The 21,647-nt window shown below is 67.4% G+C and carries 23 protein-coding genes; 8 read left to right on the top strand and 15 right to left on the bottom strand.

Annotated elements, in window-relative coordinates:
* Positions 1-36 precede the first annotated feature (36 nt).
* A complete protein-coding gene (gene rarD, locus Q8S30_RS05600) occupies positions 37-942 on the top strand; it encodes an EamA family transporter RarD (protein WP_305665050.1) in 906 nt (301 codons plus the stop codon).
* On the opposite strand, the gene Q8S30_RS05595 is transcribed toward rarD, so the two are convergent.
* Positions 923-2,026 (bottom strand): anhydro-N-acetylmuramic acid kinase, encoded by a 1,104-nt coding sequence (locus tag Q8S30_RS05595; protein ID WP_305665049.1) that lies wholly within the window; start codon positions 2,024-2,026, stop codon positions 923-925. The two genes, rarD and Q8S30_RS05595, sit on opposite strands and share 20 nt — an antisense overlap.
* A gap of 103 nt (positions 2,027-2,129) precedes the next feature.
* On the opposite strand from Q8S30_RS05595, the gene tyrS reads away from it, so the two are divergent.
* The gene (gene tyrS / locus Q8S30_RS05590; protein ID WP_305665048.1) at positions 2,130-3,380 is read left to right on the top strand and encodes a tyrosine--tRNA ligase; all 1,251 of its coding nucleotides are present in this window, start codon (positions 2,130-2,132) and stop codon (positions 3,378-3,380) included.
* A gap of 131 nt (positions 3,381-3,511) precedes the next feature.
* Here tyrS and Q8S30_RS05585 read toward each other — a convergent pair whose 3' ends face one another.
* Together Q8S30_RS05585 and Q8S30_RS05580 are read right to left on the bottom strand one after the other, a co-directional pair.
* Positions 3,512-4,123 (bottom strand): peptidylprolyl isomerase, encoded by a 612-nt coding sequence (locus Q8S30_RS05585; RefSeq protein WP_305665047.1) that lies wholly within the window; start codon positions 4,121-4,123, stop codon positions 3,512-3,514.
* Entirely contained in the window at positions 4,113-4,616 is a 504-nt protein-coding gene (locus tag Q8S30_RS05580; RefSeq protein ID WP_305665046.1) for a peptidylprolyl isomerase, read from the bottom strand. Before Q8S30_RS05580 ends, Q8S30_RS05585 begins: the two co-directional genes overlap by 11 nt.
* Before the next feature lie 162 nt (positions 4,617-4,778).
* Here Q8S30_RS05580 and pgk point away from each other — a divergent pair, with 162 nt between their 5' ends.
* The 3 genes from pgk (at position 4,779) to Q8S30_RS05565 (ending at position 8,021) form a co-directional block, all read left to right on the top strand.
* Positions 4,779-5,969 carry a phosphoglycerate kinase gene (gene pgk, locus Q8S30_RS05575; protein ID WP_305665045.1) on the top strand — a complete coding sequence of 397 codons (1,191 nt, stop codon included), beginning with the start codon at positions 4,779-4,781 and terminating at the stop codon, positions 5,967-5,969.
* Between the two features lie 213 nt (positions 5,970-6,182).
* Positions 6,183-7,088 (top strand): DMT family transporter, encoded by a 906-nt coding sequence (locus tag Q8S30_RS05570; protein ID WP_305665044.1) that lies wholly within the window; start codon positions 6,183-6,185, stop codon positions 7,086-7,088.
* Positions 7,089-7,097: 9 nt separating this feature from the next.
* Positions 7,098-8,021, top strand: coding sequence for a lysophospholipid acyltransferase family protein (locus Q8S30_RS05565; RefSeq protein ID WP_305665043.1), 924 nt, complete (start codon positions 7,098-7,100; stop codon positions 8,019-8,021).
* Between the two features lie 20 nt (positions 8,022-8,041).
* Here Q8S30_RS05565 and Q8S30_RS05560 read toward each other — a convergent pair whose 3' ends face one another.
* On the bottom strand, positions 8,042-8,905 hold the full coding sequence (locus Q8S30_RS05560) for a thioredoxin family protein (protein ID WP_305665042.1): 864 nt from the start codon (positions 8,903-8,905) through the stop codon (positions 8,042-8,044).
* A 425-nt stretch (positions 8,906-9,330) separates the two neighbouring features.
* Between Q8S30_RS05560 and acnA the strand changes: the two genes are divergently transcribed.
* On the top strand, positions 9,331-12,102 hold the full coding sequence (acnA, locus tag Q8S30_RS05555; RefSeq protein WP_305665041.1) for an aconitate hydratase AcnA: 2,772 nt from the start codon (positions 9,331-9,333) through the stop codon (positions 12,100-12,102).
* 422 nt (positions 12,103-12,524) lie between these two features.
* Here the strand turns inward: acnA and Q8S30_RS05550 are convergent, their stop codons facing one another.
* The 9 genes from Q8S30_RS05550 to yajC are packed head-to-tail and all read right to left on the bottom strand — an operon-like array spanning position 12,525 to position 18,713.
* Positions 12,525-13,064 (bottom strand): DsbE family thiol:disulfide interchange protein, encoded by a 540-nt coding sequence (locus tag Q8S30_RS05550; RefSeq protein WP_305665040.1) that lies wholly within the window; start codon positions 13,062-13,064, stop codon positions 12,525-12,527.
* Positions 13,057-13,215, bottom strand: coding sequence for a heme exporter protein CcmD (ccmD, locus tag Q8S30_RS05545; protein WP_305665039.1), 159 nt, complete (start codon positions 13,213-13,215; stop codon positions 13,057-13,059). The genes Q8S30_RS05550 and ccmD overlap by 8 nt, the downstream gene beginning before the upstream one ends.
* Positions 13,212-13,940, bottom strand: coding sequence for a heme ABC transporter permease (locus Q8S30_RS05540; RefSeq protein WP_305665038.1), 729 nt, complete (start codon positions 13,938-13,940; stop codon positions 13,212-13,214). Before Q8S30_RS05540 ends, ccmD begins: the two co-directional genes overlap by 4 nt.
* Positions 13,941-13,994: 54 nt before the next feature.
* The gene (gene ccmB, locus Q8S30_RS05535; RefSeq protein ID WP_305665037.1) at positions 13,995-14,651 is read right to left on the bottom strand and encodes a heme exporter protein CcmB; all 657 of its coding nucleotides are present in this window, start codon (positions 14,649-14,651) and stop codon (positions 13,995-13,997) included.
* The gene (ccmA, locus tag Q8S30_RS05530; protein WP_305665036.1) at positions 14,648-15,292 is read right to left on the bottom strand and encodes a heme ABC exporter ATP-binding protein CcmA; all 645 of its coding nucleotides are present in this window, start codon (positions 15,290-15,292) and stop codon (positions 14,648-14,650) included. Before ccmA ends, ccmB begins: the two co-directional genes overlap by 4 nt.
* A 43-nt stretch (positions 15,293-15,335) precedes the next feature.
* Positions 15,336-15,704, bottom strand: coding sequence for an Mth938-like domain-containing protein (locus Q8S30_RS05525; protein WP_305665035.1), 369 nt, complete (start codon positions 15,702-15,704; stop codon positions 15,336-15,338).
* Between the two features lies 1 nt (position 15,705).
* Complete coding sequence (gene secF / locus Q8S30_RS05520) at positions 15,706-16,680, bottom strand: protein translocase subunit SecF (RefSeq protein WP_305665034.1); 975 nt, start codon at positions 16,678-16,680, stop codon at positions 15,706-15,708.
* Positions 16,681-16,692: 12 nt separating this feature from the next.
* Positions 16,693-18,357 (bottom strand): protein translocase subunit SecD, encoded by a 1,665-nt coding sequence (gene secD, locus Q8S30_RS05515; protein ID WP_305665033.1) that lies wholly within the window; start codon positions 18,355-18,357, stop codon positions 16,693-16,695.
* A gap of 8 nt (positions 18,358-18,365) precedes the next feature.
* On the bottom strand, positions 18,366-18,713 hold the full coding sequence (yajC, locus tag Q8S30_RS05510) for a preprotein translocase subunit YajC (RefSeq protein WP_305665032.1): 348 nt from the start codon (positions 18,711-18,713) through the stop codon (positions 18,366-18,368).
* Between the two features lie 240 nt (positions 18,714-18,953).
* Between yajC and serS the strand changes: the two genes are divergently transcribed.
* Together serS and Q8S30_RS05500 are read left to right on the top strand one after the other, a co-directional pair.
* Complete coding sequence (gene serS, locus Q8S30_RS05505; RefSeq protein ID WP_305665031.1) at positions 18,954-20,246, top strand: serine--tRNA ligase; 1,293 nt, start codon at positions 18,954-18,956, stop codon at positions 20,244-20,246.
* A gap of 141 nt (positions 20,247-20,387) precedes the next feature.
* Positions 20,388-21,110, top strand: a complete 723-nt coding sequence (locus Q8S30_RS05500; protein ID WP_371135447.1) for a hypothetical protein — start codon at positions 20,388-20,390, stop codon at positions 21,108-21,110.
* 43 nt (positions 21,111-21,153) lie between these two features.
* Here Q8S30_RS05500 and Q8S30_RS05495 read toward each other — a convergent pair whose 3' ends face one another.
* Positions 21,154-21,444, bottom strand: coding sequence for a hypothetical protein (locus Q8S30_RS05495; protein ID WP_305665029.1), 291 nt, complete (start codon positions 21,442-21,444; stop codon positions 21,154-21,156).
* Positions 21,444-21,635: a hypothetical protein gene (locus Q8S30_RS05490; RefSeq protein ID WP_305665028.1), complete on the bottom strand. Its 192-nt coding sequence runs from the start codon at positions 21,633-21,635 to the stop codon at positions 21,444-21,446. The genes Q8S30_RS05495 and Q8S30_RS05490 overlap by 1 nt, the downstream gene beginning before the upstream one ends.
* Between the last annotated feature and the right edge of the window lie 12 nt (positions 21,636-21,647).

Here is a 21,647-nt window from a genome sequence, read left to right as displayed (position 1 = left end):
TTGGTGGCCGGCGCGGCCAGCGGCTAGGGCTTCGCCATGACCGATGTCCCCGCCGCCCCGCCCCGCAACGAAGACAGCCTCGCCGGGTTCGGCTATGCGCTTGGCGCCTATCTGCTCTGGGGGTTCCTGCCGCTCTACATGAAGGCGCTGGCGCATATTCCCCCGGTGGAGATCATTGCCCACCGGGCGCTGTGGTCGCTGCCGGTGGCCGGTGTCGTGCTGATCGTCTCGCGCCGCACTGCCGACCTGAAGCGCGCCCTGCAAACCCCGCGGATGATCGGCATGGCGGCGGTGACGGCGGCGCTGATCTCGGTCAACTGGGGCATCTACATCTGGGCCATCGTCAACGATCACGCGCTGGACGCGGCGCTTGGCTATTACATCAACCCGCTGTTCAGCATCTTTCTGGGCGCGGTCCTGCTGGGAGAGCGGCCCTCGGGCCTGCAAAAGGCCGCCATCGCGCTGGCGGCACTCGCCGTGGTGGTGCTGACCGTGCAGCTTGGCAAGCTGCCGGTGGTGGCGATTGCGCTGATGCTGAGCTGGGGGGCCTATGCCTACCTGAAGAAGCAGTTGCCCATCGGGCCCAACCAGGGCTTCTTCCTCGAGGTGCTGATGCTGACCCCGCCGGCGCTGATCTGGCTGGGCTGGCTGGCCTATAGCGGTCAGGGGCATTTCCTGATGGGCAGCCCGATGGACACAGGCCTGCTTCTGGGCTGCGGGCTGGTGACGGCGGTGCCGCTGATCCTCTATGCCAATGGCGCGAAGGGGCTGCGGCTGTCGACCATCGGGATCATGCAGTATATTGCGCCGACGATGATCTTCCTGACGGCGGTGTTCGTGTTTGGCGAGCCGTTCGGGGCGGCGCAGGCGCTCGGCTTTGCGATGATCTGGGGCGCGCTGGTGCTCTATTCCCTGTCGATGTTCAGGAACCGGGCCGGCTGATCCGCCCGCCGCCCACCGCCGCGGCAACGCCGGTGGTCGTAGGGCAACTGGTCGCCATGCCGCGCTGCACCCGCACCGCGAGGAAGGCGAAGGCCTGCGCTTCCAGCATGTCGCCATCCAGCCCTGCTGCTTCCACCGGGAGCACCGGGCAGGCGAGCCTGTCTGTCAGCATCGCCATCAGCGTGGCATTGTGGCGCCCGCCTCCCGCCACCAGAATTTGGCTGGGCAGGCGTGGGAAATGCTCGGCGCCCCGCGCGACGGCAGCGGCAGCGGCGGCGGTGAGGGTGGCGGCGGCATCGGCGTCTGGCAGGCTGGCCACTGCCTCCAGCAACCCGGAGAAATCGTTCCGGTCCAGCGACTTCGGCGGCATCTTGTAGAAATAGGGATGGGCGAGGAAGGCCTCGATCACCGCCTCGTCCACCACGCCCGTCGCCGCCAGCGCCCCGCCCTCATCCTGCGCAAGGCCAAGCCGCGCCTGCATCAGGTCGTTCACCGGCGCATTGGCCGGGCCGGTGTCGAAGGCCAGCAGCGCCCCCGCCACCTCGGGCCCCGGCAGCGCGGGGTCCACCCAGGTCAGGTTGCCGACGCCGCCGAGGTTCAGGAAGGCCAGCGGCTCGGTCGCCCCGATGAACCGCGCACAGGCGAAATGGTAGAACGGCGCCAGCGGCGCGCCCTGCCCGCCAAGCGTCACGTCCGAGGTCCGGAAATCCCAGACCACCGGCAGGTCCAGCACCGCCGCCAGCACCGCGCCATTGCCGGCCTGATGGGTGCCCCGCCCGCGCGGATCATGGGCGAGGGTCTGGCCGTGGAAGCCGACCAGATCGGCGCCGTCGAAGCGCGAGAGCAGCTCGGCATGGGCCGTCTCCACCACCTCCGCCGCCTCGGCCACGCCTGCCTCGCCGGGCCAGCGGCCAAGCGCGGCGCGCAGCACGGCGCGCTCAGCCTCGGTATAGGGCCGGTAGGCGGTTGCCCCGAACTCATGGATCCGGTGCCCATCCGTCAGCACCAGCGCCGCATCGACCCCGTCCAGCGAGGTGCCGGACATGGTGCCAAGCGCCCAGACCGGTTCCTGTACTCGTCCCATACTGCCCCCCAATAACGTCTTGGCCGCGGGTCTTTCCCTTTGCCCGCCAGCCCGATATATGCGCGCAGGTGGATGACATCGACAAGCAGAACTGGAACCGGCGATGACCTGGCACCCGAAATCCGATTTCCTCTCGATCATGATCGAGCGGGGCTATCTGGCGGATTGCACCGACATTCAGGCGCTGGACGGCGCGCTGATGGCGGGCGTGGTACCGGCCTATATCGGGTATGATGCCACCGCCGCCTCGCTGCATGTCGGGCATTTGCTCAACATCATGATGCTGCGCTGGCTGCAGAAATCGGGCGGCAAGCCGATCACGCTGATGGGCGGGGGCACCACCAAGGTGGGCGATCCCTCGTTCCGCGCCGAAGAACGCCCGCTGCTGACGCCCCAGAAGATCGACGAGAACATCGCCGGCATGGGGCAGGTCTTCGCGCGCTACCTTGCCTACGGCACCGGGCCCACCGATGCAGTGATGCTCAACAATGCCGAATGGCTCGACAACCTCAACTACCTCGAGTTCCTGCGCGATATCGGGCGGCATTTCAGCGTCAACCGGATGCTGAGCTTCGAGAGCGTCAAGTCGCGGCTGGACCGCGAGCAGTCGCTGTCTTTCCTCGAGTTCAACTACATGATCCTGCAGGCCTATGACTTCCTGGAGCTGAACCGCCGCCATGGCTGCGTGCTGCAGATGGGCGGGTCGGACCAGTGGGGCAATATCATCAACGGCATCGACCTGACGCGCCGGGTGCTGGACCATGAGATCTATGGGCTGACCTCGCCGCTGCTGACCACCAGCGACGGGCGCAAGATGGGCAAGTCGGCGGGCGGCGCGGTGTGGCTCAGCTCGGCGATGCTCTCGCCCTATGAGTTCTGGCAGTTCTGGCGCAACACCACCGATGCCGATGTGGGCCGGTTCCTGAAGCTCTATACCGAGCTGCCGGTGGAGGAATGCGACCGCCTCGGCGCGCTGGAAGGGTCCGAGATCAACGCGGCCAAGGTGATCCTGGCCAATGAGGTCACGGGCCTGCTGCACGGGCTTGAGGCGGCGGCGGCGGCGGAAGCCACCGCGCGCGAGGTGTTCGAGCATGGCGGCGTGGGCGAGGAGCTTCCGACGCTGGCGCTGAGTGCGGAGGAAGTTGGCGAGGGCATCAGCCTTGCGCAGCTGGTGGTGCGCTCGGGCCTCGCCAAGTCCGGCAAGGATGCCAAGCGGCTGATCGCCGAGGGCGGGTTGCGCCTCAACGACGAGGCCGCGACCGATACCGGCCAGATGATCGGCGCCGCCGATCTGGCCGAGCCGCTGAAACTCAGCGCCGGCAAGAAACGCCACGCGCTGGTGACCCTGGCCTAAAGCAAAGGGGCGGCCACCAACCCGGCGCCGCCCCTTTCCCTTCGTTTTGGCCCAAATATCCCGGGGGTCCGGGGGCAGCGCCCCCGGCTTTAGCCACGTCCGGGGGCAGCGCCCCCGGCCTTGGCCAAGGGTCACTCGGCGACAGTCACGCTCGCCATGAAGTCCGGGTCCTCGACCGCGCCATTCGCGGCCTGATCGCCCTTCTTGATCGCGTCCACGACCTCCATCCCCGACACGACATTGCCGACGACGGTGTATTGGCCGTTCAGGAACTCGCCCGGCGCGAACATGATGAAGAACTGGCTGTTCGCCGAATCCGGGCTTTGCGAGCGGGCCATGCCGACCACGCCACGCTCGAACGAGAGGTCCGAGAACTCGGCGGGCAGATCGGGGCGCGACGAGCCGCCCATGCCGGCCATCTGGGTGTTGCCACCCTGCTTGCCGAATTCGACATCGCCGGTCTGCGCCATGAAGCCCTCGATGACGCGGTGGAACACCACGCCGTCATACGCACCCTCGGCGGCCAGAGCGGTGATCTGCTCGACATGCTTCGGGGCTACCTCGGGCAGAAGGTCGATCACGATCTGGCCGGTGGTGGAGCCGCCAACCTCGACGATCAGGTTCGGGCCCGGGCCATCGGTCGCGGCCTGCGCCGCGCTTGGCATCTGGGTCAGCGCGAAGGCGCCGAGGACGGCAAGCCCCGCCGCCATCATGCCGCCGGCGATCAGGCGATCACGCTGCATCGGAGGCCACCTTCACCGAGATCATCGCATCGGGCTTCGCCGGCGGTTCGCCGCGGGCGATCTTGTCGACGAATTCCATGCCCGAGATCACCCGGCCATAGACCGTGTATTGCCCGTTCAGGAAGTGGTTGTCCTTGAAGTTGATGAAGAACTGGCTGTTGGCCGAGTTCGGGTTCTGCGAGCGGGCAGCGCCGAGCGTGCCGCGGTCATGCGGGATGCGGCTGAATTCGGCGGGCAGGTCGGGCATATCCGAGCCGCCGGTGCCGGCGCGGCCGGCATTGCCGCCGGGCTTGCCATGCTCCACATCACCGGTCTGGGCCATGAAGCCCTCGATCACGCGGTGGAAGATCACGCCGTCATAGGCACCGGCGCGGGCCAGGGCCTTCATGCGCTCGGCATGTTGCGGGGCGATGTCTGCCAGAAGCTCGATGGCGACGGTGCCGTCCTTGAGCTCTACCAGAATGGTGTTTTCGGGATCCTTGATGTCGGCCATGAATGCCTCCTTTTCCAGTCGGGGGCGAACGTAGACGCGGGTCCGGGGCGGGGGCAAGCGCAAAGGCGCGGCAGCGGTTGACGAAATCGGGAGGATGGGGTTCGGTAACGCGCGATGCCGCTATTCGCGACCGCAGCACAGAATCCCTTGAGGAGACCCGAGATGGCCTGGAAGACGCTGGACGACATGGAGCTGAACGGCAAGGTGGTGCTGGTGCGCGTGGATATCAACGTGCCGGTCGAGAATGGCCTGGTGACCGACGCGACGCGGATCGAGAAGATCGTGCCGACGGTGAAGGATATCCTGGCGCATGGCGGCAAGCCGGTGCTGCTGGCCCATTACGGCCGCCCCAAGGGCAAGCCGGTGGCGGAGATGAGCCTGAAGCTGACCCTGCCGGCGCTGGAAGCCGCGCTGGGGCAAGCCGTGACCTTCGCCGAGGATTGCATCGGCGGGCCGGCCAAGGCGGCGGTGTCGGCGATGGCGGCAGGCGATGTGGTGCTGCTGGAGAACACCCGCTTCCATGCCGGCGAAGAGGCGAACGACCCGGCACTGGCCGCGGCGATGGCGGCGCTTGGCGAGGTCTATGTGAATGACGCCTTTTCCGCCGCCCACCGCGCCCATGCCTCGACCGAAGGTATCGCCCGGTTGCTGCCCGCCTGCGCCGGCCGGCTGATGGAGGCCGAGTTGAAGGCGCTGGAAGCGGCGCTTGGCAATCCGGTGCGGCCCGTGGTCGCGGTGGTGGGCGGGGCAAAGGTGTCCACCAAGCTCGACCTTCTGGGCAACCTCGTCACCCGCGTCGATCATCTGGTGATCGGCGGCGGCATGGCCAACACCTTCCTGGTGGCGCAGGGCGTCGAGGTCGGCAAGAGCCTGGCCGAGCGCGACATGGCCCCGACCGCGCTGGAGATCCTCGAGAAGGCCCGCGAGGCCGGCTGCACCATCCACCTGCCGGTCGACGTGGTCGTGGCGCGCGAGTTCAAGGCCCATGCCGCGAACGAAACCGTGCCGGTGGCGGACTGCCCGGCCGATGCGATGATCCTCGATGCCGGGCCGCAGACGGTGGCAGCGATTGCCGAGGTCTTCGCGGCCTGCCGCACCCTGATCTGGAACGGCCCGCTGGGGGCCTTCGAGATCGCGCCCTTCGATGCCGCGACCAATGCGGCCGCCGCCAAGGCCGCGGCGCTGACCGCGGCGGGGACGCTGGTCTCGGTTGCCGGCGGCGGCGATACTGTGGCGGCGCTGAACAAGGCCGGGGCGGCGGAGGGGTTCACCTATATCTCCACCGCCGGCGGGGCCTTCCTCGAATGGATGGAAGGCAAGGACCTGCCGGGCGTTGCGGCGCTGATGGACTGAGGACGCCGGGGGGCGTTCTGCCCCGCCCGAAACGAAGAAGCGGGGGGCCTTCTGCCCCGCCCGAAACGAAGAAGCGGGGGGCCTTCTGCCCCCCGCGCCCCCCGAGGATATTTGGACCAAAACGAAGGGGGAGGCCTCGGCGCGTTTGGCTGGGGTGGTGCCTGCTTGCGGGGCGGGGTAGGTCGGCGGCGCAAGGCGGCCGAGGACGACGGAATGCAGATGGACGAGAAGACGGGCGGCGGCGCGCCGGGGATGTCGGCGGCGGCGCGTGGGATCCTGATCATGCTGCTGGGGATCTTGATCTTCACGCTGATGGACGCGCTGGCCAAGCATCTGAGTGCCTCCTACCCCACGATGCAGGTGGTCTGGGCGCGCTATGCCGGGCAGACGGTGCTGGTGCTGGTGCTGCTGGCGCCACGGCTGAAGACGGTGATCCGCACCCGCTCACCGGGTTTGCAGGCGCTGCGGTCGGTGTTCCAGTTCGGGGCGACGGCCCTCTTCTTCCTGTCGCTGGCGCATATTGGCCTCGCCGAGGCGACGGCGATCATGGATGTGAATCCGGTGCTGATCACGCTGGGGGCCGCGCTGTTCCTGGGTGAGAAGATCGGGCCGCGGCGTATGGCGGGGGTGCTGGTCTCGCTGGTCGGCGCGCTGATCATCGTGCGGCCGGGCAGCGGCGTGTTCTCGCTGGCCGCCTTGCTGCCGCTGGCGGGGGCCTTCTGCTATGCGGGCTTTGCGGTGCTGACGCGGCTGACCAGCAAGACCGAAGGGGTCTGGACCTCGATGCTCTATGCCGCGCTTCTGGGCACGGGCGTGACCACGGCGATGCTGCCCTGGATCTGGCAGCCGGTGGCTTGGGGCGATCTGTGGGGCTTCCTGCTGATCGGGGTGATGGGCGCTGCGGGGCAGTTGTGCCTGGTGCGGGCCTTCACGCTGGCCGAGGCGGGGGTGATCGCGCCCTTTGGCTATGCCGGGCTGATCTTTGCCACGCTGTGGGGATTCCTGTTCTTCGGCGCCCTGCCCGACCTCTGGACGGTGATCGGTGCGCTTGTGATCGTGGGGGCCGGACTTTATGTCTGGCACCGCGAGGCGCAGCTGGCGCGCGCGGGCAAACGCTAGGATCGGGGAATGGCGAAGCGAGGCAAGAGCCGGGGCGAGACGGCAGGCGACTGGCTGTCGGACCGCGCCGTGCGGCTGCTGATCGGGGCGGCGCTGCGCCTGCCCTACGCGCAGCGGCTGGCGCTGGTCGGCTGGGCGATGCGCCGCGTGGTGGCGCCGCTGGCGGGGTATCGCGCCCGGGCGCTGGCCAATCTGGCGCATGTGTTCCCGCAGATGCCCTTGGCCGAGCGGCGGCGCATTGCCACCGGGGTGGCCGAGAATGTCGGGCGCACGCTGATCGAGAATTACTCCGGCGCCGAATTTACGGACCGGATGGCACAGCTGCCCTTGCAGGGCGAGGGCGTGGCGGCGCTGGAGGCGGCGCGGGCTGCGGGCCAGCCGGTGATCCTGGTGACGGGGCATTTCGGCAATTACGAGGCCGGGCGCGCGGCCCTGGTGGCGCGGGGCTATGACATCGGCGGGCTCTACCGGCCGATGAAGAACAGCTATTTCAACGCCCATTACGTGAAGACGATGGAGTCCTTTGGCGGGCCGGTCTTTGCGCAAGGTAGGCGCGGCACCGCGGGCTTCGTGCGGCACCTGCGCGCGGGCGGGATGCTGGTGCTGCTGTTCGACCAGCATGTGCGCAAAGAGCCGGTGCTGGATTTTATGGGCCAGCCGGCGCGGACCCCCACGTCGAGCGCCGACCTTGCGCTGCGCTATGGCGCGCTGCTGCTGCCCTTCTATGCGACGCGGGGCGAGGACGGGGTGAGCTTCACGGTGGAACTGGAGGCGCCGGTGCCGCATGGCGCGCCCGAAGACATGATGCAGGCGCTGAATGACGGGCTGGCGGCGCGGGTTCGGGCGCGGCCCGAGCAGTGGTTCTGGTTCCACAATCGCTGGAAAGGCGCTGGCGACGGGCCGGGGAAGAAGGTTCCGCGGAAGTCTCGCTAAGGCTCAGCGCAGGCGGCCCTTCAGCGAAGGCGGGCAGCGGCGAGGATCTCGCCCGGGCCCTGCTCCTGCACGATCACCACGGCGGCGTCGCTGCCAGGCGCGCTGGCATCGAGGCTCAGCGGCTGGCGGCCATCCCAGTCGGCAATGGGCGCCCAGTCGGTGACGATGTTGGAATAGCGGATCACCCGGCCGGCATTCTCGCCATGCTCGATATTCACCGTCTCTTCGGAGCGGTAGCGCACCAGTTGCACCACGGCCGGGCCGGGCAGCGGCGGCTGCGCCTCAAGCTTGATGCGCAGCACCTCGCCTTCACGGGTCAGCGACAGGCGGATCTGGCTGGGGACGGTGCCATGCTGGTCGATCAGGCTCACCAGCTCCATCGGGCGCAGGCCCACCAGATGCTCGGATCCTTCGACGATCATCTGCGGGGTGTAGATCGCATGCTGCCCCGCGGCGCGGGCATAGGCCTTCTGGCGCTTGGTGAAGCCGGGCTTGGCGAAGCGGTCGGCCCAGCCGATATAGTCCCAATAGTCCACATGCAGCGCCAGTGCGATCACATCGTCGCGCCCGGCAATCTCGCCCAGCAGCGCATCGGCGGGCGGGCAGGAGGAACAGCCCTGCGAGGTGTAGAGCTCCACCACCACCGGATGATACTCGGTGAAGGCGGTGGGCTGCGGGGCCGGCGCTTGGGTGGCAGAGCGCGGGCCGGGCGGCATCAGGCTGAAGCCTTGTTCGGGCAGGTTCGGGAAGCTGCGGAAGAAGCTCTCGATGCCGATGCCGCTGTCAGGCCCGCCGCGATGCGGAGGATCGACGGCGGTCTGCGCAACCGCTGAAAAGGCAAGCCACAGCCAGAGGCTGCAGGCGGCACTGAACGTCCGACGCATATGAATTTTCCGGTCCCCTTGGTCGCACCTTTGGTAACCAGCGGGCGGGGCCAAAGCCAATCAAGGTTTTGAGAGGGTGGCGCAGCCCAGGCCGGGCGCGACCTTCCTGCATCACCCCTGCCCCCTTGGCTGGCGGCGCAGGGGGGCTTCGCGCCCCCCGTCCTCCGGACTCCCCCCGCGGGATATTTGGAACAAGGCAAAGCACAAGAGGCCCCTGCCCCCTTTGCCTTTTCCAAATATCCTCGGGGGTGAACTGGCCGCAGGCCAGGAGGGGGCAGAAGGCCCCCTCTCTTGTTCCGGAGCTGCAAATTTTTCTGTGCACAGTGGTATACAAACTGCCCCATCCCCCTTGATCCGAACGCGGCGATGCGGCATGACGGGCGCAGCTTAAACCCCGTTCCTCGTCCAGCGAAAGGGAGCCATCCATGCCCATCATCACCGGAAAAGACAGCGCCGGCACACGCCGCACGCTGACCGTCGGCAGCGCCAGCGTCGCCTATTACTCGATCCCGGCGGCCGAAGCCGCAGGGCTTGGCTCCTTCGCCAACCTGCCCGCCTCGCTGAAGGTGGTGCTGGAGAACCTGCTGCGCTTCGAGGATGGCGGGTTCACCGTCTCTGTCGACGACATCAAGGCGTTTTCCGAATGGGGCGCCAATGGCGGCAAGAGCACGCGCGAGATCGCCTATCGCCCGGCCCGGGTGCTGATGCAGGACTTCACCGGCGTTCCGGCCGTGGTCGACCTTGCGGCGATGCGCGACGGGATCAAGGCGCTTGGCGGCGATGCGACCAAGATCAACCCGCTGGTGCCCTGCGATCTGGTCATCGACCACTCGGTCATGATCGACGAATTCGGCAACCCGCGCGCCTTCCAGATGAACGTGGACCGCGAGTATGAGCGGAACATGGAGCGCTACCAGTTCCTGAAATGGGGCCAGGGCGCGTTCAACAACTTCCGCGTGGTGCCGCCCGGCACCGGCATCTGCCACCAGGTGAACCTTGAATACCTGTCGCAGACCGTCTGGACCGATACCGACCAGAATGGCGAGACCGTCGCCTATCCGGACACGCTGGTGGGCACCGATTCGCACACCACCATGGTCAACGGCCTTGCGGTTCTGGGCTGGGGCGTGGGCGGCATCGAGGCCGAGGCCGCGATGCTGGGCCAGCCGATTTCCATGCTGATCCCCGAGGTCGTGGGCTTCCGCGTCACCGGCGCGCTGCGTGAAGGCGTGACCGCGACCGACCTGGTGCTGAAGGTCGTGCAGATGCTGCGCAAGCATGGCGTGGTGGGCAAGTTCGTCGAGTTCTACGGCGAGGGCCTCGACAACATGCCGCTGGCCGACCGGGCGACCATTGCCAACATGGCCCCCGAATATGGCGCGACCTGCGGCTTCTTCCCCATCGACAACGAGACGCTGCGCTACCTGCGCCAGACCGGCCGGGATGAGGACCGTCTGAAGCTGGTCGAAGCCTATGCCAAGGAGAACGGCTTCTGGCGCCATTCGGATTATGCGCCGGTCTATACCTCGACCCTGCATCTGGACCTTGGCGAGGTCGTCCCGGCGATCTCGGGCCCCAAGCGCCCGCAGGATCATGTCGCGCTGACCGATGCCTCGCAGGCCTTCGGCGATTACATGCACGGGCTGCGCCCGGCGCTGGAAGTGACCGCCAAGCAGAAGACCGTTCTGGTGGCTGAGGGCGGCAACCCGCCCGCGCAGCATGACTCCATCGGCCGTGACTATCTGAAATCGGCGCCCGTCGAGGGCGAGGACTATCAGCTGCGCGACGGCTCGGTCGTGATCGCCTCGATCACCTCCTGCACCAACACCTCGAACCCCTATGTGCTGATCGCGGCCGGCCTTGTGGCCCGCAAGGCCCGCGCCCTTGGCCTGACCCGCAAGCCCTGGGTCAAGACCTCGCTGGCCCCCGGCTCGCAGGTCGTGTCGGAGTATCTGAACGCGGCGAACCTGCAGGAAGACCTCGACGCGCTTGGCTTCAACCTTGTCGGTTATGGCTGCACCACCTGCATCGGCAACTCCGGCCCGCTGCAGCCCGAGATTTCGAAGTCGATCAACGACAATGACCTCGTGGCCGTGTCGGTACTGTCGGGCAACCGCAACTTCGAAGGGCGCATCAGCCCCGACGTGCGCGCCAACTATCTGGCCTCGCCGCCGCTGGTCGTGGCCTATGCCATCGCCGGGGACATGAACATCGACGTCGCCAAGGACCCGCTTGCCTATACCGCAGAGGGCAAGCCGGTGTATCTGAAGGACATCTGGCCGAGCACCAAGGAAATCGCCGATATGGTCGAGGCCGTGGTCACGCGCGAGATGTTCATCAGCAAATACGCCGATGTCTTCAAGGGTGACGAGAAATGGCAGGCGGTGCAGACGCCGGACAGCGAGACCTATGACTGGCCCGCAAGCTCCACCTACATCCAGAACCCGCCCTATTTCCGGAACATGTCGCCGGAGGCCGGCACCATCTCCAACATCCACGGCGCGCGGGTGCTGGCGGTTCTGGGCGACATGATCACCACCGACCACATCAGCCCGGCCGGCTCGTTCAAGGCGACGACCCCGGCGGGCAAGTACCTGACCGACCGTCAGGTGGCGGCCAAGGACTTCAACAGCTACGGCTCGCGCCGCGGCAACCATGAAGTGATGATGCGCGGAACCTTCGCCAATATCCGCATCAAGAACGAGATGCTGGACGGGGTCGAAGGCGGCTACACCAAGGGCCCGGATGGCGAGACCACCTCGATCTACGACGCCTCGATGGCGTACCAGGAGGCCGGCGTTCCGCTGGTGATCTTCGGCGGCATCGAATACGGCGCCGGGTCCTCGCGCGATTGGGCGGCGAAGGGCACCAACCTTCTGGGCGTCAAGGCGGTGATCGCCGAGAGCTTCGAGCGTATCCACCGGTCGAACCTCGTGGGCATGGGCGTGGTGCCGTTCGAGTTCACGAATGGCGACACCCGCAAGTCGCTGGGGCTGACCGGCGATGAGACGGTGACCATCGAGGGGCTGGAAGGCAAGATCGTGCCGCTGAGCCTGGTGCCCTGCACCATCACCTATGCCGACGGTACGGTGAAGACCATCCAGCTGAAGAGCCGGATCGATACCGAGGTCGAGATCGTCTATCTCGAGAATGGCGGCGTGCTGCATTACGTGCTGCGGAACCTGGCGAAAGCCTGATCCCGCCACAGGACGACCGGATGGAAGCGGCCCCTTTGTGGGCCGCTTTCGTCGTTTGGGGGGGGCCGGTGCCCTCGGGTCGGGCGGGAAAAGGCGAGGCACTGCCTCGCCCCGCCCGCAGCGGGACACATGCACCCAGAGCCGCTGGCAGCGCTAGACCGGATGAGGCCAGCGCCCGACCTGGCGGGCGAGAAGCGCCCGCCGAGGGCGGGGCGGGCGCTGGCCGGGCCTTTGAGGCCCGTCCGGATGGGATGAGATGGCGGTGCGTGGCGAAGGCGATGGCCTTCGCCAAGTAGGCGCTGCTAGGCGATCATATCAGATCGCTCAGCTCCTTCAGCGGAGATGCGGCGCCGGCCCGACATGCGAAAGGCCCGGGGGAAACCCCGGGCCATTTCGGTTTCTGCGCTTCGGTTTGCGCTGCGTCAGTTCATGCCGCGCGCCTTCTCCAACGCCGGGCGGATCTGCGCCTCGATCACCCGCTCGGTGATCGGGCCGGCAAAGCGCAGGATGATCGTGCCCTCGCCGTCGATCACATAGGTTTCCGGCACGCCATAGACGCCCCAGTCCAGCGCCATGCGGCCGGTGGCATCGGCCCCGATGGCGGCATAGGGGTTGCCAAGCTCCTCAAGGAAGGCCAGCGCCTTGGCCGGTTCATCCTTGTAGTTGATGCCGTAGATCGCCACCCCCTCCGCCGCCAAGGCAGCGAGGTTTGGATGCTCCACCCGGCAGGGCGCGCACCAGCTGGCCCAGTAGTTCACCAGCTTGACCTCGCCATCGCGCAGCGTGGCATCGGTCGGCAGCGGGCCCATCAGCGGCTCCAGCACCACGGGGGGCGCGGGCTGGCCGGCCAGCGCGGTGGGCAGCTGCGAAGGGTCCTCGCGGTTCATGCCCCAGATGAACATGCCCGCGAGGCCCGCGAACAGCAGCGGCGGCAGCATCAGCAGCGGAGAAATTTTAGCCATTGCGGCCCATCCGGCGCTCCTGCGCCTCCAGCGCGCGTTTCACCCTTGCGCCGCGCCACAGCGACAGCGCGACCAGCGCCGCCAGCAGCGCCAGCGTCACGCCGTAAGCCGACAGCACCGTGCCGGCATATTTCCCCAGATCGGGCATCATGCCATCCTCTCCCGCGCTTCCAGCGCCTTCAGCCTGCGGGACCGGATCTCGGTCCGCGTCCGGATCAGCACCAGCGTCACGAACAGCAGCACGAAGCCCGCGATGCAGATCAGCAGCGGATACCAGAACACATCGGCCACGTTTTCCTCGGCATCCATCGATAGCGAGGCGTCCTGATGCAGGCCCTGGTTCCAGAAGTTCACGGCATAGCGGCTGAGCAGCGCGAAGACCGAACCGACGAGGCACAGCACCGATGTCAGGTCAGCGGCGGTGTCGGGATCGTCGATCGCCTCCCACAGCGCGATATAGCCAAGGTAGAACAGGAACAGGATCAGGAACGAGGTCAGCCGCGGATCCCAGGCCCACCAGGTGCCCCACATCGGCTGCCCCCAAATCGCCCCGGTGAAGAGCGCAATCAGCGTCATCGTCATGCCGATGGGCGCCGCCGCCTTGGCAGCCAGAGCCGAGACATGGTGGCGGCGGATGATCCAGATCAGCGAGGCGACCAGCATCATCACCCAGGCGTTGATCGCCATCATCGCCGAGGGCACGTGGATATAGATGATCTTGACGGTCGAGCCCTGCTTGTAATCATCGGGCGTGAAGAAGAACCCCCAGATCAGCCCGCCCACAAGCGCAATAACGGCAAGCCCCGTCACCCAGGGCAAGGCCCAGGCCGAGGTCTGCATGAACTTCTTCGGATTGGCGTATTCCCAGATCGACATGGGGATTAGCTACTTTCTCTGGCTGGCGGGCTCAACTGAATATCACGTGTGGGGTTAGCGCAAGTTGACGCGGATGGCAGCGGCCGAAGCGAAGGGCAGCAGCGCGACCGAGGCGGCGGTGATCCCGGCCAGCAGCATCAAGGGTGCGCCGGTCTCCATGCCTTCGGTGCCGCGGCGGACGGTTTCGGCGCCGAAGATCAGGGTGGGCACGTAAAGCGGCAGCACCAGCAGCGACAGCAGCAGCCCGCCGCGTTTCAGCCCGACGGTCAGCGCGGCGCCGAAGGTGCCGATCACCGACAGCGCCGGGGTGCCAAGTGCGAGGCTGACGGTCAGCCAGAAGAACCCCTCGCCCTGCAGGTTCAGCAGCACCCCGAAGACCGGGGCTGCGACCACCAGCGGCAGGCCGGTCGTCAGCCAATGCGCGGCGGCCTTCATGGTGACGACCGCCTCCAGTGGGATCGGGGCGGTGGCGAGGAGGTCGAGCGAGCCATCCTCGAAATCCAGCGCGAAGATGCGGTCCAGCGACAGCAGGCAGGCCAGCAGCGCGCCGACCCAGAGGATGCCGGGGGCGATGCGCGCGAGCGTATCCCCCTCGGGGCCGACGCCGAAGGGCACCAGCACGGTGACGATCAGGAAGAAGGCGAGGCCGAGGCCGAAGCCGCCCCCCGCGCGGATCGCAAGGCGCAGGTCGCGCAGCAGAAGGGCGATCATGCGAAGGCCTCGTCAAATTCGCGGCCCCGACCACCTCCGCCTACCGTCGAGGGCCGGGCCTTGAAGGGCGCGAGGTCCAGCACCTCTGCCTCGGCGATGCCAAGGTCGATATGGGTGGCCATCAGCGCCGCGCCCCCCCCCGCCAGATGCGTCCGCACGGCCCCCGCGAACAGCGCGACCGAGGCGGCATCGAGCGACACGGTCGGTTCATCCAGCATCCAGATCGGCCGGCCCGAGACCAACAGCCGCGCCAATCCCAGCCGCCGCTTCTGCCCTGCGGAGAGGGAGCCCGCCAGCCGGTCGCAGAGAGCCTCGAGGTTCATCGCCTCCAGCACCGGGTCGAACCCGCCAGTGCCGTAGATCGCCGCCCAGAAGCCAAGGTTCTCGGTCACGCTCAGCGTCGCCTTCAGCCCGTCGGCATGGCCGGAATAGGCGATGGCATCGGCTGGCATGGAGATGTCGCCGGCCATCGGCGGTTGCAGCCCCGCCAGCGTGCGCAGCAAGGTGGTCTTGCCGACGCCGTTGGGCCCGCGCAGCACCAGCGCCCGCCCGGGGGACAGGGTGAAGCTCACGCCCTCCAGAACGGGGATGCCGCCGCGGGAAACGGCGAGGTCGGTCACGGTCAGGTCTGCTGCGTTCATCGCCCTGCCATAGCGGATCGGGTGGCAGGCGGGAAGTGCGGCATCAGGCCCCGGTCGTGGTGACCGGCAGCATCGCCGCGGCGATGCGGCGGCCTTCCGACAGCAGCACGTTGTAGGTGCGCGCTGCGGCCGGGGAGGACATCGGCTCCAGCCCCACACCCGCCGCCTCCATCGCCTCGCGCAGTGCGCGGGGAGCATGGGCAACCTCGGAGCCCATGCCCAGGAACAGCACATCCACCTGCCCCGCCAGTGCCAGCAGCGGCGCGGTGTCGTCAAGGCCGCCCCAGGCGACCACGCCCTCGGGCCGGATCAGGATCGGGCCCTGCCAGACCGCCCCGCCGGCGCGGAAGAAACCGGGGCCATAGCCCCCGACCGCCGCCGCGCCGCCAAAGCTGGTCTCGTTCAGGCGCATGTCACTTCTCCGAGGTGGCGAACTGGGTGCCGCCGCCATCCGTGGGCTTGGACCAGTCGCGTTTCACCCCCAGCCACAACACGATGTTCTTGGCCACGAAGACCGAGGAATAGGTGCCGATGACGATGCCGAAGGTAATGGCGAAGACAAAGCCCCGGATCACGTCGCCGCCCAGAACCAGCAGCGCGATCAGCGCGATCAGCGTGGTGCCAGAGGTCATGACCGTGCGGCTGAGCGTCTCGTTCACCGAGAGGTTCATCACCTCGCGCAGGGGCATGGTCTTGAACTTCACCAGATTCTCGCGCAGCCGGTCGAAGACCACCACGGTGTCGTTGATCGAATAGCCAAGGATGGTCAGCAGCGCCGCGATGATCGACAGATCGAAGCGGATCTGCAGCAGCGCGAAGATGCCGATGGTCACCACCACGTCATGCACCAGCGCGGCCACGGCGCCGACCGCGAACTGCCATTCGAAGCGCAGCCAGATGTAGACAAGGATCGCCCCCGTCGCCGCCACAACCGCCATGATCGCAGTCCAGATCAGCTCTCCCGAGACCTTGGGGCCGACCGATTCGACGGACGGGAAGGTGATCGTCGGGTCCACCGTCTGCAGCGCCGCCTCCACCGCCGCGATGGTTTCGGGCGTCACGCTTTCCTGCCCGTCCTGCGCCTGCAGGCGGATCATAGCCACGTTGCGATCAGCGCCGAAGGTGGGGTCGAACACTTCGGTGATCAGCACATCGCCCTGCGTGACCGGCGCGATCGCAGTGCGATAGGCGCCGATGTCGACTTCCTGCTGGCCCTCGGAGCGGATGGTGGTGCCGCCCTGAAAGTCGATGCCGAAGTTCAGGCCCATGATGGCCCACAGCAGGATCGCGGCGATCACCGCCACGACCGAGGCGCCGAAGGTGACGCGCTGATGCTTGAAGAAGTCGAAATGCGTGACGTCGGGGACGAGTTTCAGACGGAAGGCCATGGTTCTTGTCCCTTACACGATGATGGTTTTCGGCCGGCGCCAGTGGAACCAGACCGCGACCAGCACCCGCGTGACGAACAGCGCGGTGAAGACCGAGGTGACGATGCCGATGGCCAGCGTCACGGCAAAGCCGCGCACCGGGCCGGCACCCACGAAGAACAGGATCGAGGCGACGATGAAGGTGGTGATATTGGCGTCGATGATCGCCGACATCGCCTTTTCATAGCCAAGCTCGATGGCGCGGGCCGGGCCCTTGGCCGTCTTCAGCTCTTCGCGGATCCGCTCGAACACCAGCACGTTGGCATCGACCGCCATGCCGATGGTCAGCACGATCCCGGCGATGCCGGGCAGCGTCAGCGTGCCGCCGATCACCGACAGAAGGCCAAAGATCATCCCGATGTTGAAGATCAGCGCGATACTGGCAAAGACGCCGAACAGACCGTAGCTGGCCACGATCATCACCACCACCGCCGCCAGCCCGACCATGCTGGCGATGCGGCCGGCGTCGATGCTGTCCTGCCCCAGTTCGGGGCCGACGGTGCGTTCCTCGAGGAAGGTCATCTCGGCCGGCAGCGCGCCGGCGCGCAGCAGCACCGCAAGGTTGGTGGATTCCTCGACAGAGAAACTGCCGGTGATGATGCCCGATCCGCCAGGAATATGGCTCTGGATCTGCGGGGCAGAGATCACCTCGTCATCCAGCACGATGGCAAAGAGCTGGCCGATATTCTCGGCCGTGTAATCGCCGAACTTGCGCGCCCCGGTCGGGTTGAAGCGGAAGCTGACGGCGGGGCGGCCATTCTGATCGAAATCGGGCCGCGCATCGACCAGTTCCTCGCCCGAAACGACGGGGGACTGTTCGAGCACATAGAACACCCCCGGTTCATCGGCCGCGGGCAGCAGCACATTGCCAAGCCCCGGCGAGGCGCTGGCATCAGAGGTGCGGCTGATCACCGGCTGGAAGGTCAGCCGCGCGGTGGTGCCGATCAGCGCCTTCAGCTCCGCAGCCGATCCGATGCCCGGCACCTGGATCAGCACCCGATCCTCGCCCTGGCGCTGGATCGTCGGCTCTCGGGTGCCGACCTCATCGACGCGGCGGCGGACGATCTCCACGCTTTGCTGCATGGTGCGGTCGTCTGTGGCGGTGCGTTCCGCCTCGGTCAGCGCCACGGTCAGGGTATCGCCCGACCCGCTCACCTCAAGATCGGTCTGGCCAACGCCGGTCAGGCTGACGACCGGGCTCGCCAGCGTGCGCGCCACTTCGACGGCGCGGGCCATCCCCTCGGGCTGCGAGATCTGCACCCGCAGCTCGCCATCGGGCGAGGCGGCGCGGCGCACGGTGCCGACTGTTGCCCGTTCACTCCGCAGCGCGTCACGCAGTTCGGGCCAAAGCCCGTCCATGCGATCCTTGTAGACATCGGCGACCTGCACTTCGGCCAGCAGATGCGCCCCCCCCCGCAGGTCCAGCCCCAGATTGACCAGCCCCGAGGGCAGCCAGGACGGCCAGGCATCGCGGGCCGCGACCAGTTCGGGGGTTTCCACCCCCGTGGCCTCGATCTGCGCCACGGCGTCGTTATGGGCCTCCACGCGGGCGTAGAACAGGTTGGGCATCGCGGTCAGCAGCCCGAGGCCGACGAGCCCCAGGATGATGACCCGCTTCCAGAGGGGGATGTGCAGCATTCAGCAGCTCAGTTGGTGTTCGCGGCGGCGGTGGCCGGCTCGGTCTTCGACACGACCTGCGCGATGGTGGCGCGCACGATGCGAACCTTCACGCCCTCGGCGATCTCCACTTCCAGCTCGCCATCTTCCTTGACCTTGGAGATCTTGCCGATGATCCCACCCTGGGTGATCACGGTATCGCCCCGGCGCACAGCCTCGACCATCGCGCGGTGATCCTTCAGCTTCTTTTGCTGCGGGCGGATCAGCAGGAAATACATGATCGCGAAGATCAGGATCAGCGGGATGAACTGGGTGATGGCGCTGGCAGCGCCACCGGTGCCACCGGCGGCCTGGGCAAAGGCGGGAGTCACGAACATATGTCTTCCTCTGGTGTCGGGGACGGCTTGGCACCGCCCGGCTATCATTGGGGCCAATCGGCCCGGAAAGTCGGCGGCACCCTAGCTGTGGGGGCCTGCATTGACAAGCGCGGCCACCCGCATTCGCGTCGCATTTCCGGGTTCAAAAGCCCGTGGCGATGAGGCATATGGGGGGCGCCGCCTGCCGTTGCAATAACGCTGCTGCAACGGCCCGGTGCCGATAAACCCAAGGTGATCCTCATGCACGACATCCGCGCGATCCGCGAAAACCCCGCAGCCTTCGACGCCGCCCTGTCGCGGCGGGGCCTGTCCGGGCTGTCGTCGCAGGTGCTGGCGCTGGACGAGGCGCGGCGCGCCAAGATCCTGGCGGCCGAGACGGCGCAGGCGGCGCAGAACGCCGCCTCCAAGGATGTGGGCGCCGCCAAGGCCCGCGGCGATGATGCCGAGTTCGAGCGCCTGCGCGCGCTGGTGGCCGCGACCAAGGCCGAGATGGCACAGCTGAACGAGGCCGCCAAGGCCGACGATGCCGCCCTGCGCGATCTGCTGATGAGCCTGCCCAACCTGCCCGGCGCCGATGTGCCGGACGGCGCGGACGAGTCCGGCAATGTCGAGCTCCGCCGCTGGGGCACGCCGCGCAGCTTCGACTTCAAACCGCTGGAGCATTACCAGCTGCCCGCCGTGCAATCGGGGATGGATTTCGAGACCGCGGCCAAGCTCTCGGGCAGCCGCTTCGTCGTGCTCTCGGGCGCGGTAGCGCGGCTGCAGCGGGCACTGGCGCAGTTCATGCTCGATACCCATATCACCGATCACGGCCTGACCGAGACCTGGACCCCGGTTCTGGTTAAGCCCGAGATGATGCTGGGCACCGGCCAGCTGCCGAAATTCGGCGAGGACAGCTATGAAACCACCAATGGCTGGTGGCTGGTCCCGACCGCCGAGGTGACGCTGACCAATATCGTGCATGGCGAGACGGTGGCCGAGGCCTCCCTGCCCCGCCGCTATGTCGCGCATACCCAGTGCTTCCGGTCGGAAGCCGGGTCGGCGGGCCGCGACACGGCGGGGATGCTGCGCCAGCACCAGTTCGAGAAGGTGGAGATGGTGTCGGTGACGCGCCCCGAGGACTCCGCCGCCGAGCATGACCGCATGACCCGCTGCGCCGAGGCGATCCTGGAGAAGCTCGGCCTGCCCTACCGGACCGTTGTGCTGTGCACCGGCGATATCGGCTTTGGCGCGATCAAGACCCATGACCTTGAGGTGTGGCTGCCCGGGCAGGACACCTACCGCGAGATTTCCTCGGTGTCGAATTGCGGGGCCTTCCAGGCGCGGCGGATGAATGCGCGGCTGAAGCCCACGGATGGCGGCAAGCCCGACTTCGTGCACACGCTGAACGGATCGGGCCTCGCCGTGGGCCGCTGCCTGATCGCGGTGCTGGAGAACGGCCAGCAGGCGGATGGCTCGGTCGATCTGCCCACCGCGCTGCACCCCTGGCTCGGCGGCAAGACCCGGATCACCGCGGATGGCACGCTGGCCTGACCCTGCGACCGATTGTACCACGTGGGCGCGAAAGCGCCCGCGTCCTTGCATGTGTTAGTTGCAAGGCGCGATACTTACGCGATGAAACGCAGGGGCGATTGAACCTTTTCGATGCGCCCGGCGTTAGGGGGCATGTTGCGTATGAAAGCCATTTTGCTGTTCAGTGCCGCCGTCGCCTTTGTGACCGCGCCCTTGCTTGTGCCGTCCTTCGGTGGCTTCAACCCTGCGGCCTTCCCCTACCCACCCATAGACCCGCCGGTGCAGCCCGCGGGCTATGCCTTCGCGATCTGGGGGCTGCTCTATCTCTGGCTGCTGGCCCATGCCAGTTTTGGCCTGTTGAAGCGCGCCGACCACCCGGCCTGGGACGCGCCGCGCTGGCCGCTCTTCGCCTCGCTCGGGCTGGGTGCGGTCTGGCTGGAGATCGCCGAGCAGATGCCGGTGATCGCCGTCGTACTGATCTGGGTGATGACCGCCACTGCGGTGATGGCGCTGCTGCGCACGCCGCCCGCGCCCGACCGCTGGCTGCTGCGCGCGCCGATTGCCGCCTATGCCGGCTGGTTGACCGCCGCCGCGGGGGTGGGAACCGGCGTCGTGCTGACCGGCTATGGTATCTTGCCCCCCGTCGCCGCGGCGCTGGCGATGCTGGCGCTGATCCTGGTGCTGGCGATGGTTGTGCAGATGCGCAGCCAGGCCGCGGAATATGGGGCCGCCGTGCTCTGGGCCCTGATCGGGGTGCTGGTCGCGAACCTCACCAGCGCGCCCGTCGTGGCCATCGCGGCACTGATCGGCGCCGGTGTCATCGGCGCCGCCGTCTGGGCCGCGATCAGCCGCAGTCAGGCGCAGGCAGCAGTGGCGGGGAGCTGAGCAGGCCAGGCTCGCCGATCATCGGATTGCAGTCCGCATCGGGTCAGCCCGCCTTCACGTCTCTACCGCCGAGACTGGCGAGATAGGGTCTGACAATGCGTCGCTGGATCGCCCACGCCATCCGCGCCCGGCGAATGGCGCTTGGACTGAGAACCAGCAGACCCGCACAGTCGCGCCAGTTCCGCCGAAGCGCCCGCACCCGCGCCTTGCGCCGGGTCCCGAATCCCGGCGGCAGCAGGTCTGCAATCGCGTCCGCATGGTGCCACCACAGCGCGGCCATCGGCACCATCCGCTGCCAGGGGTTGGCGCCGTTGAAATGGATGATCTTCGGCACTAGGCGGCATCGATCACCTGCAGCGGGCGGCCAAGGTGCGCGGCCAGCGCCTCTAGACGACCGAGGTTCGCGGCCGAGATGCCCATGTCCAGCAGGACGAAGCGCGCCTCGGGGTTGTGGCGGGCGACCGAGGCAAATAGAACCATCGCCCCCGCAACATAGTTGTCATCAGATGACGCGACGATGATCATGCCCGGCCTCCC

This window comes from Frigidibacter sp. (genome assembly GCF_030695035.1).
In the GTDB taxonomy this organism is placed as follows: domain Bacteria; phylum Pseudomonadota; class Alphaproteobacteria; order Rhodobacterales; family Rhodobacteraceae; genus Frigidibacter.
The sequence above is the reverse complement of the archived record's forward strand: the minus strand, read 5'-3'. Positions and strand labels throughout refer to the sequence as shown.

Coding starts and splice junctions, on each gene's coding strand:
- Q8S30_RS05500 (WP_371135447.1), top strand. CDS start 20,388: ATGAAAGCCATTTTGCTGTTCAGTGCCGCCGTCGCCTTTGTGACCGCG.
- Q8S30_RS05540 (WP_305665038.1), bottom strand. CDS start 13,940: ATGTCGATCTGGGAATACGCCAATCCGAAGAAGTTCATGCAGACCTCG.
- Q8S30_RS05550 (WP_305665040.1), bottom strand. CDS start 13,064: ATGGCTAAAATTTCTCCGCTGCTGATGCTGCCGCCGCTGCTGTTCGCG.
- Q8S30_RS05525 (WP_305665035.1), bottom strand. CDS start 15,704: ATGCGCCTGAACGAGACCAGCTTTGGCGGCGCGGCGGCGGTCGGGGGC.
- rarD (WP_305665050.1), top strand. CDS start 37: ATGACCGATGTCCCCGCCGCCCCGCCCCGCAACGAAGACAGCCTCGCC.
- serS (WP_305665031.1), top strand. CDS start 18,954: ATGCACGACATCCGCGCGATCCGCGAAAACCCCGCAGCCTTCGACGCC.
- Q8S30_RS05580 (WP_305665046.1), bottom strand. CDS start 4,616: ATGGCCGACATCAAGGATCCCGAAAACACCATTCTGGTAGAGCTCAAG.
- Q8S30_RS05560 (WP_305665042.1), bottom strand. CDS start 8,905: ATGCGTCGGACGTTCAGTGCCGCCTGCAGCCTCTGGCTGTGGCTTGCC.
- secD (WP_305665033.1), bottom strand. CDS start 18,357: ATGCTGCACATCCCCCTCTGGAAGCGGGTCATCATCCTGGGGCTCGTC.
- acnA (WP_305665041.1), top strand. CDS start 9,331: ATGCCCATCATCACCGGAAAAGACAGCGCCGGCACACGCCGCACGCTG.
- Q8S30_RS05570 (WP_305665044.1), top strand. CDS start 6,183: ATGCAGATGGACGAGAAGACGGGCGGCGGCGCGCCGGGGATGTCGGCG.
- tyrS (WP_305665048.1), top strand. CDS start 2,130: ATGACCTGGCACCCGAAATCCGATTTCCTCTCGATCATGATCGAGCGG.
- pgk (WP_305665045.1), top strand. CDS start 4,779: ATGGCCTGGAAGACGCTGGACGACATGGAGCTGAACGGCAAGGTGGTG.
- Q8S30_RS05565 (WP_305665043.1), top strand. CDS start 7,098: ATGGCGAAGCGAGGCAAGAGCCGGGGCGAGACGGCAGGCGACTGGCTG.
- ccmB (WP_305665037.1), bottom strand. CDS start 14,651: ATGATCGCCCTTCTGCTGCGCGACCTGCGCCTTGCGATCCGCGCGGGG.
- yajC (WP_305665032.1), bottom strand. CDS start 18,713: ATGTTCGTGACTCCCGCCTTTGCCCAGGCCGCCGGTGGCACCGGTGGC.
- Q8S30_RS05490 (WP_305665028.1), bottom strand. CDS start 21,635: ATGATCATCGTCGCGTCATCTGATGACAACTATGTTGCGGGGGCGATG.
- Q8S30_RS05585 (WP_305665047.1), bottom strand. CDS start 4,123: ATGCAGCGTGATCGCCTGATCGCCGGCGGCATGATGGCGGCGGGGCTT.
- Q8S30_RS05595 (WP_305665049.1), bottom strand. CDS start 2,026: ATGGGACGAGTACAGGAACCGGTCTGGGCGCTTGGCACCATGTCCGGC.
- secF (WP_305665034.1), bottom strand. CDS start 16,680: ATGGCCTTCCGTCTGAAACTCGTCCCCGACGTCACGCATTTCGACTTC.
- ccmD (WP_305665039.1), bottom strand. CDS start 13,215: ATGATGCCCGATCTGGGGAAATATGCCGGCACGGTGCTGTCGGCTTAC.
- ccmA (WP_305665036.1), bottom strand. CDS start 15,292: ATGAACGCAGCAGACCTGACCGTGACCGACCTCGCCGTTTCCCGCGGC.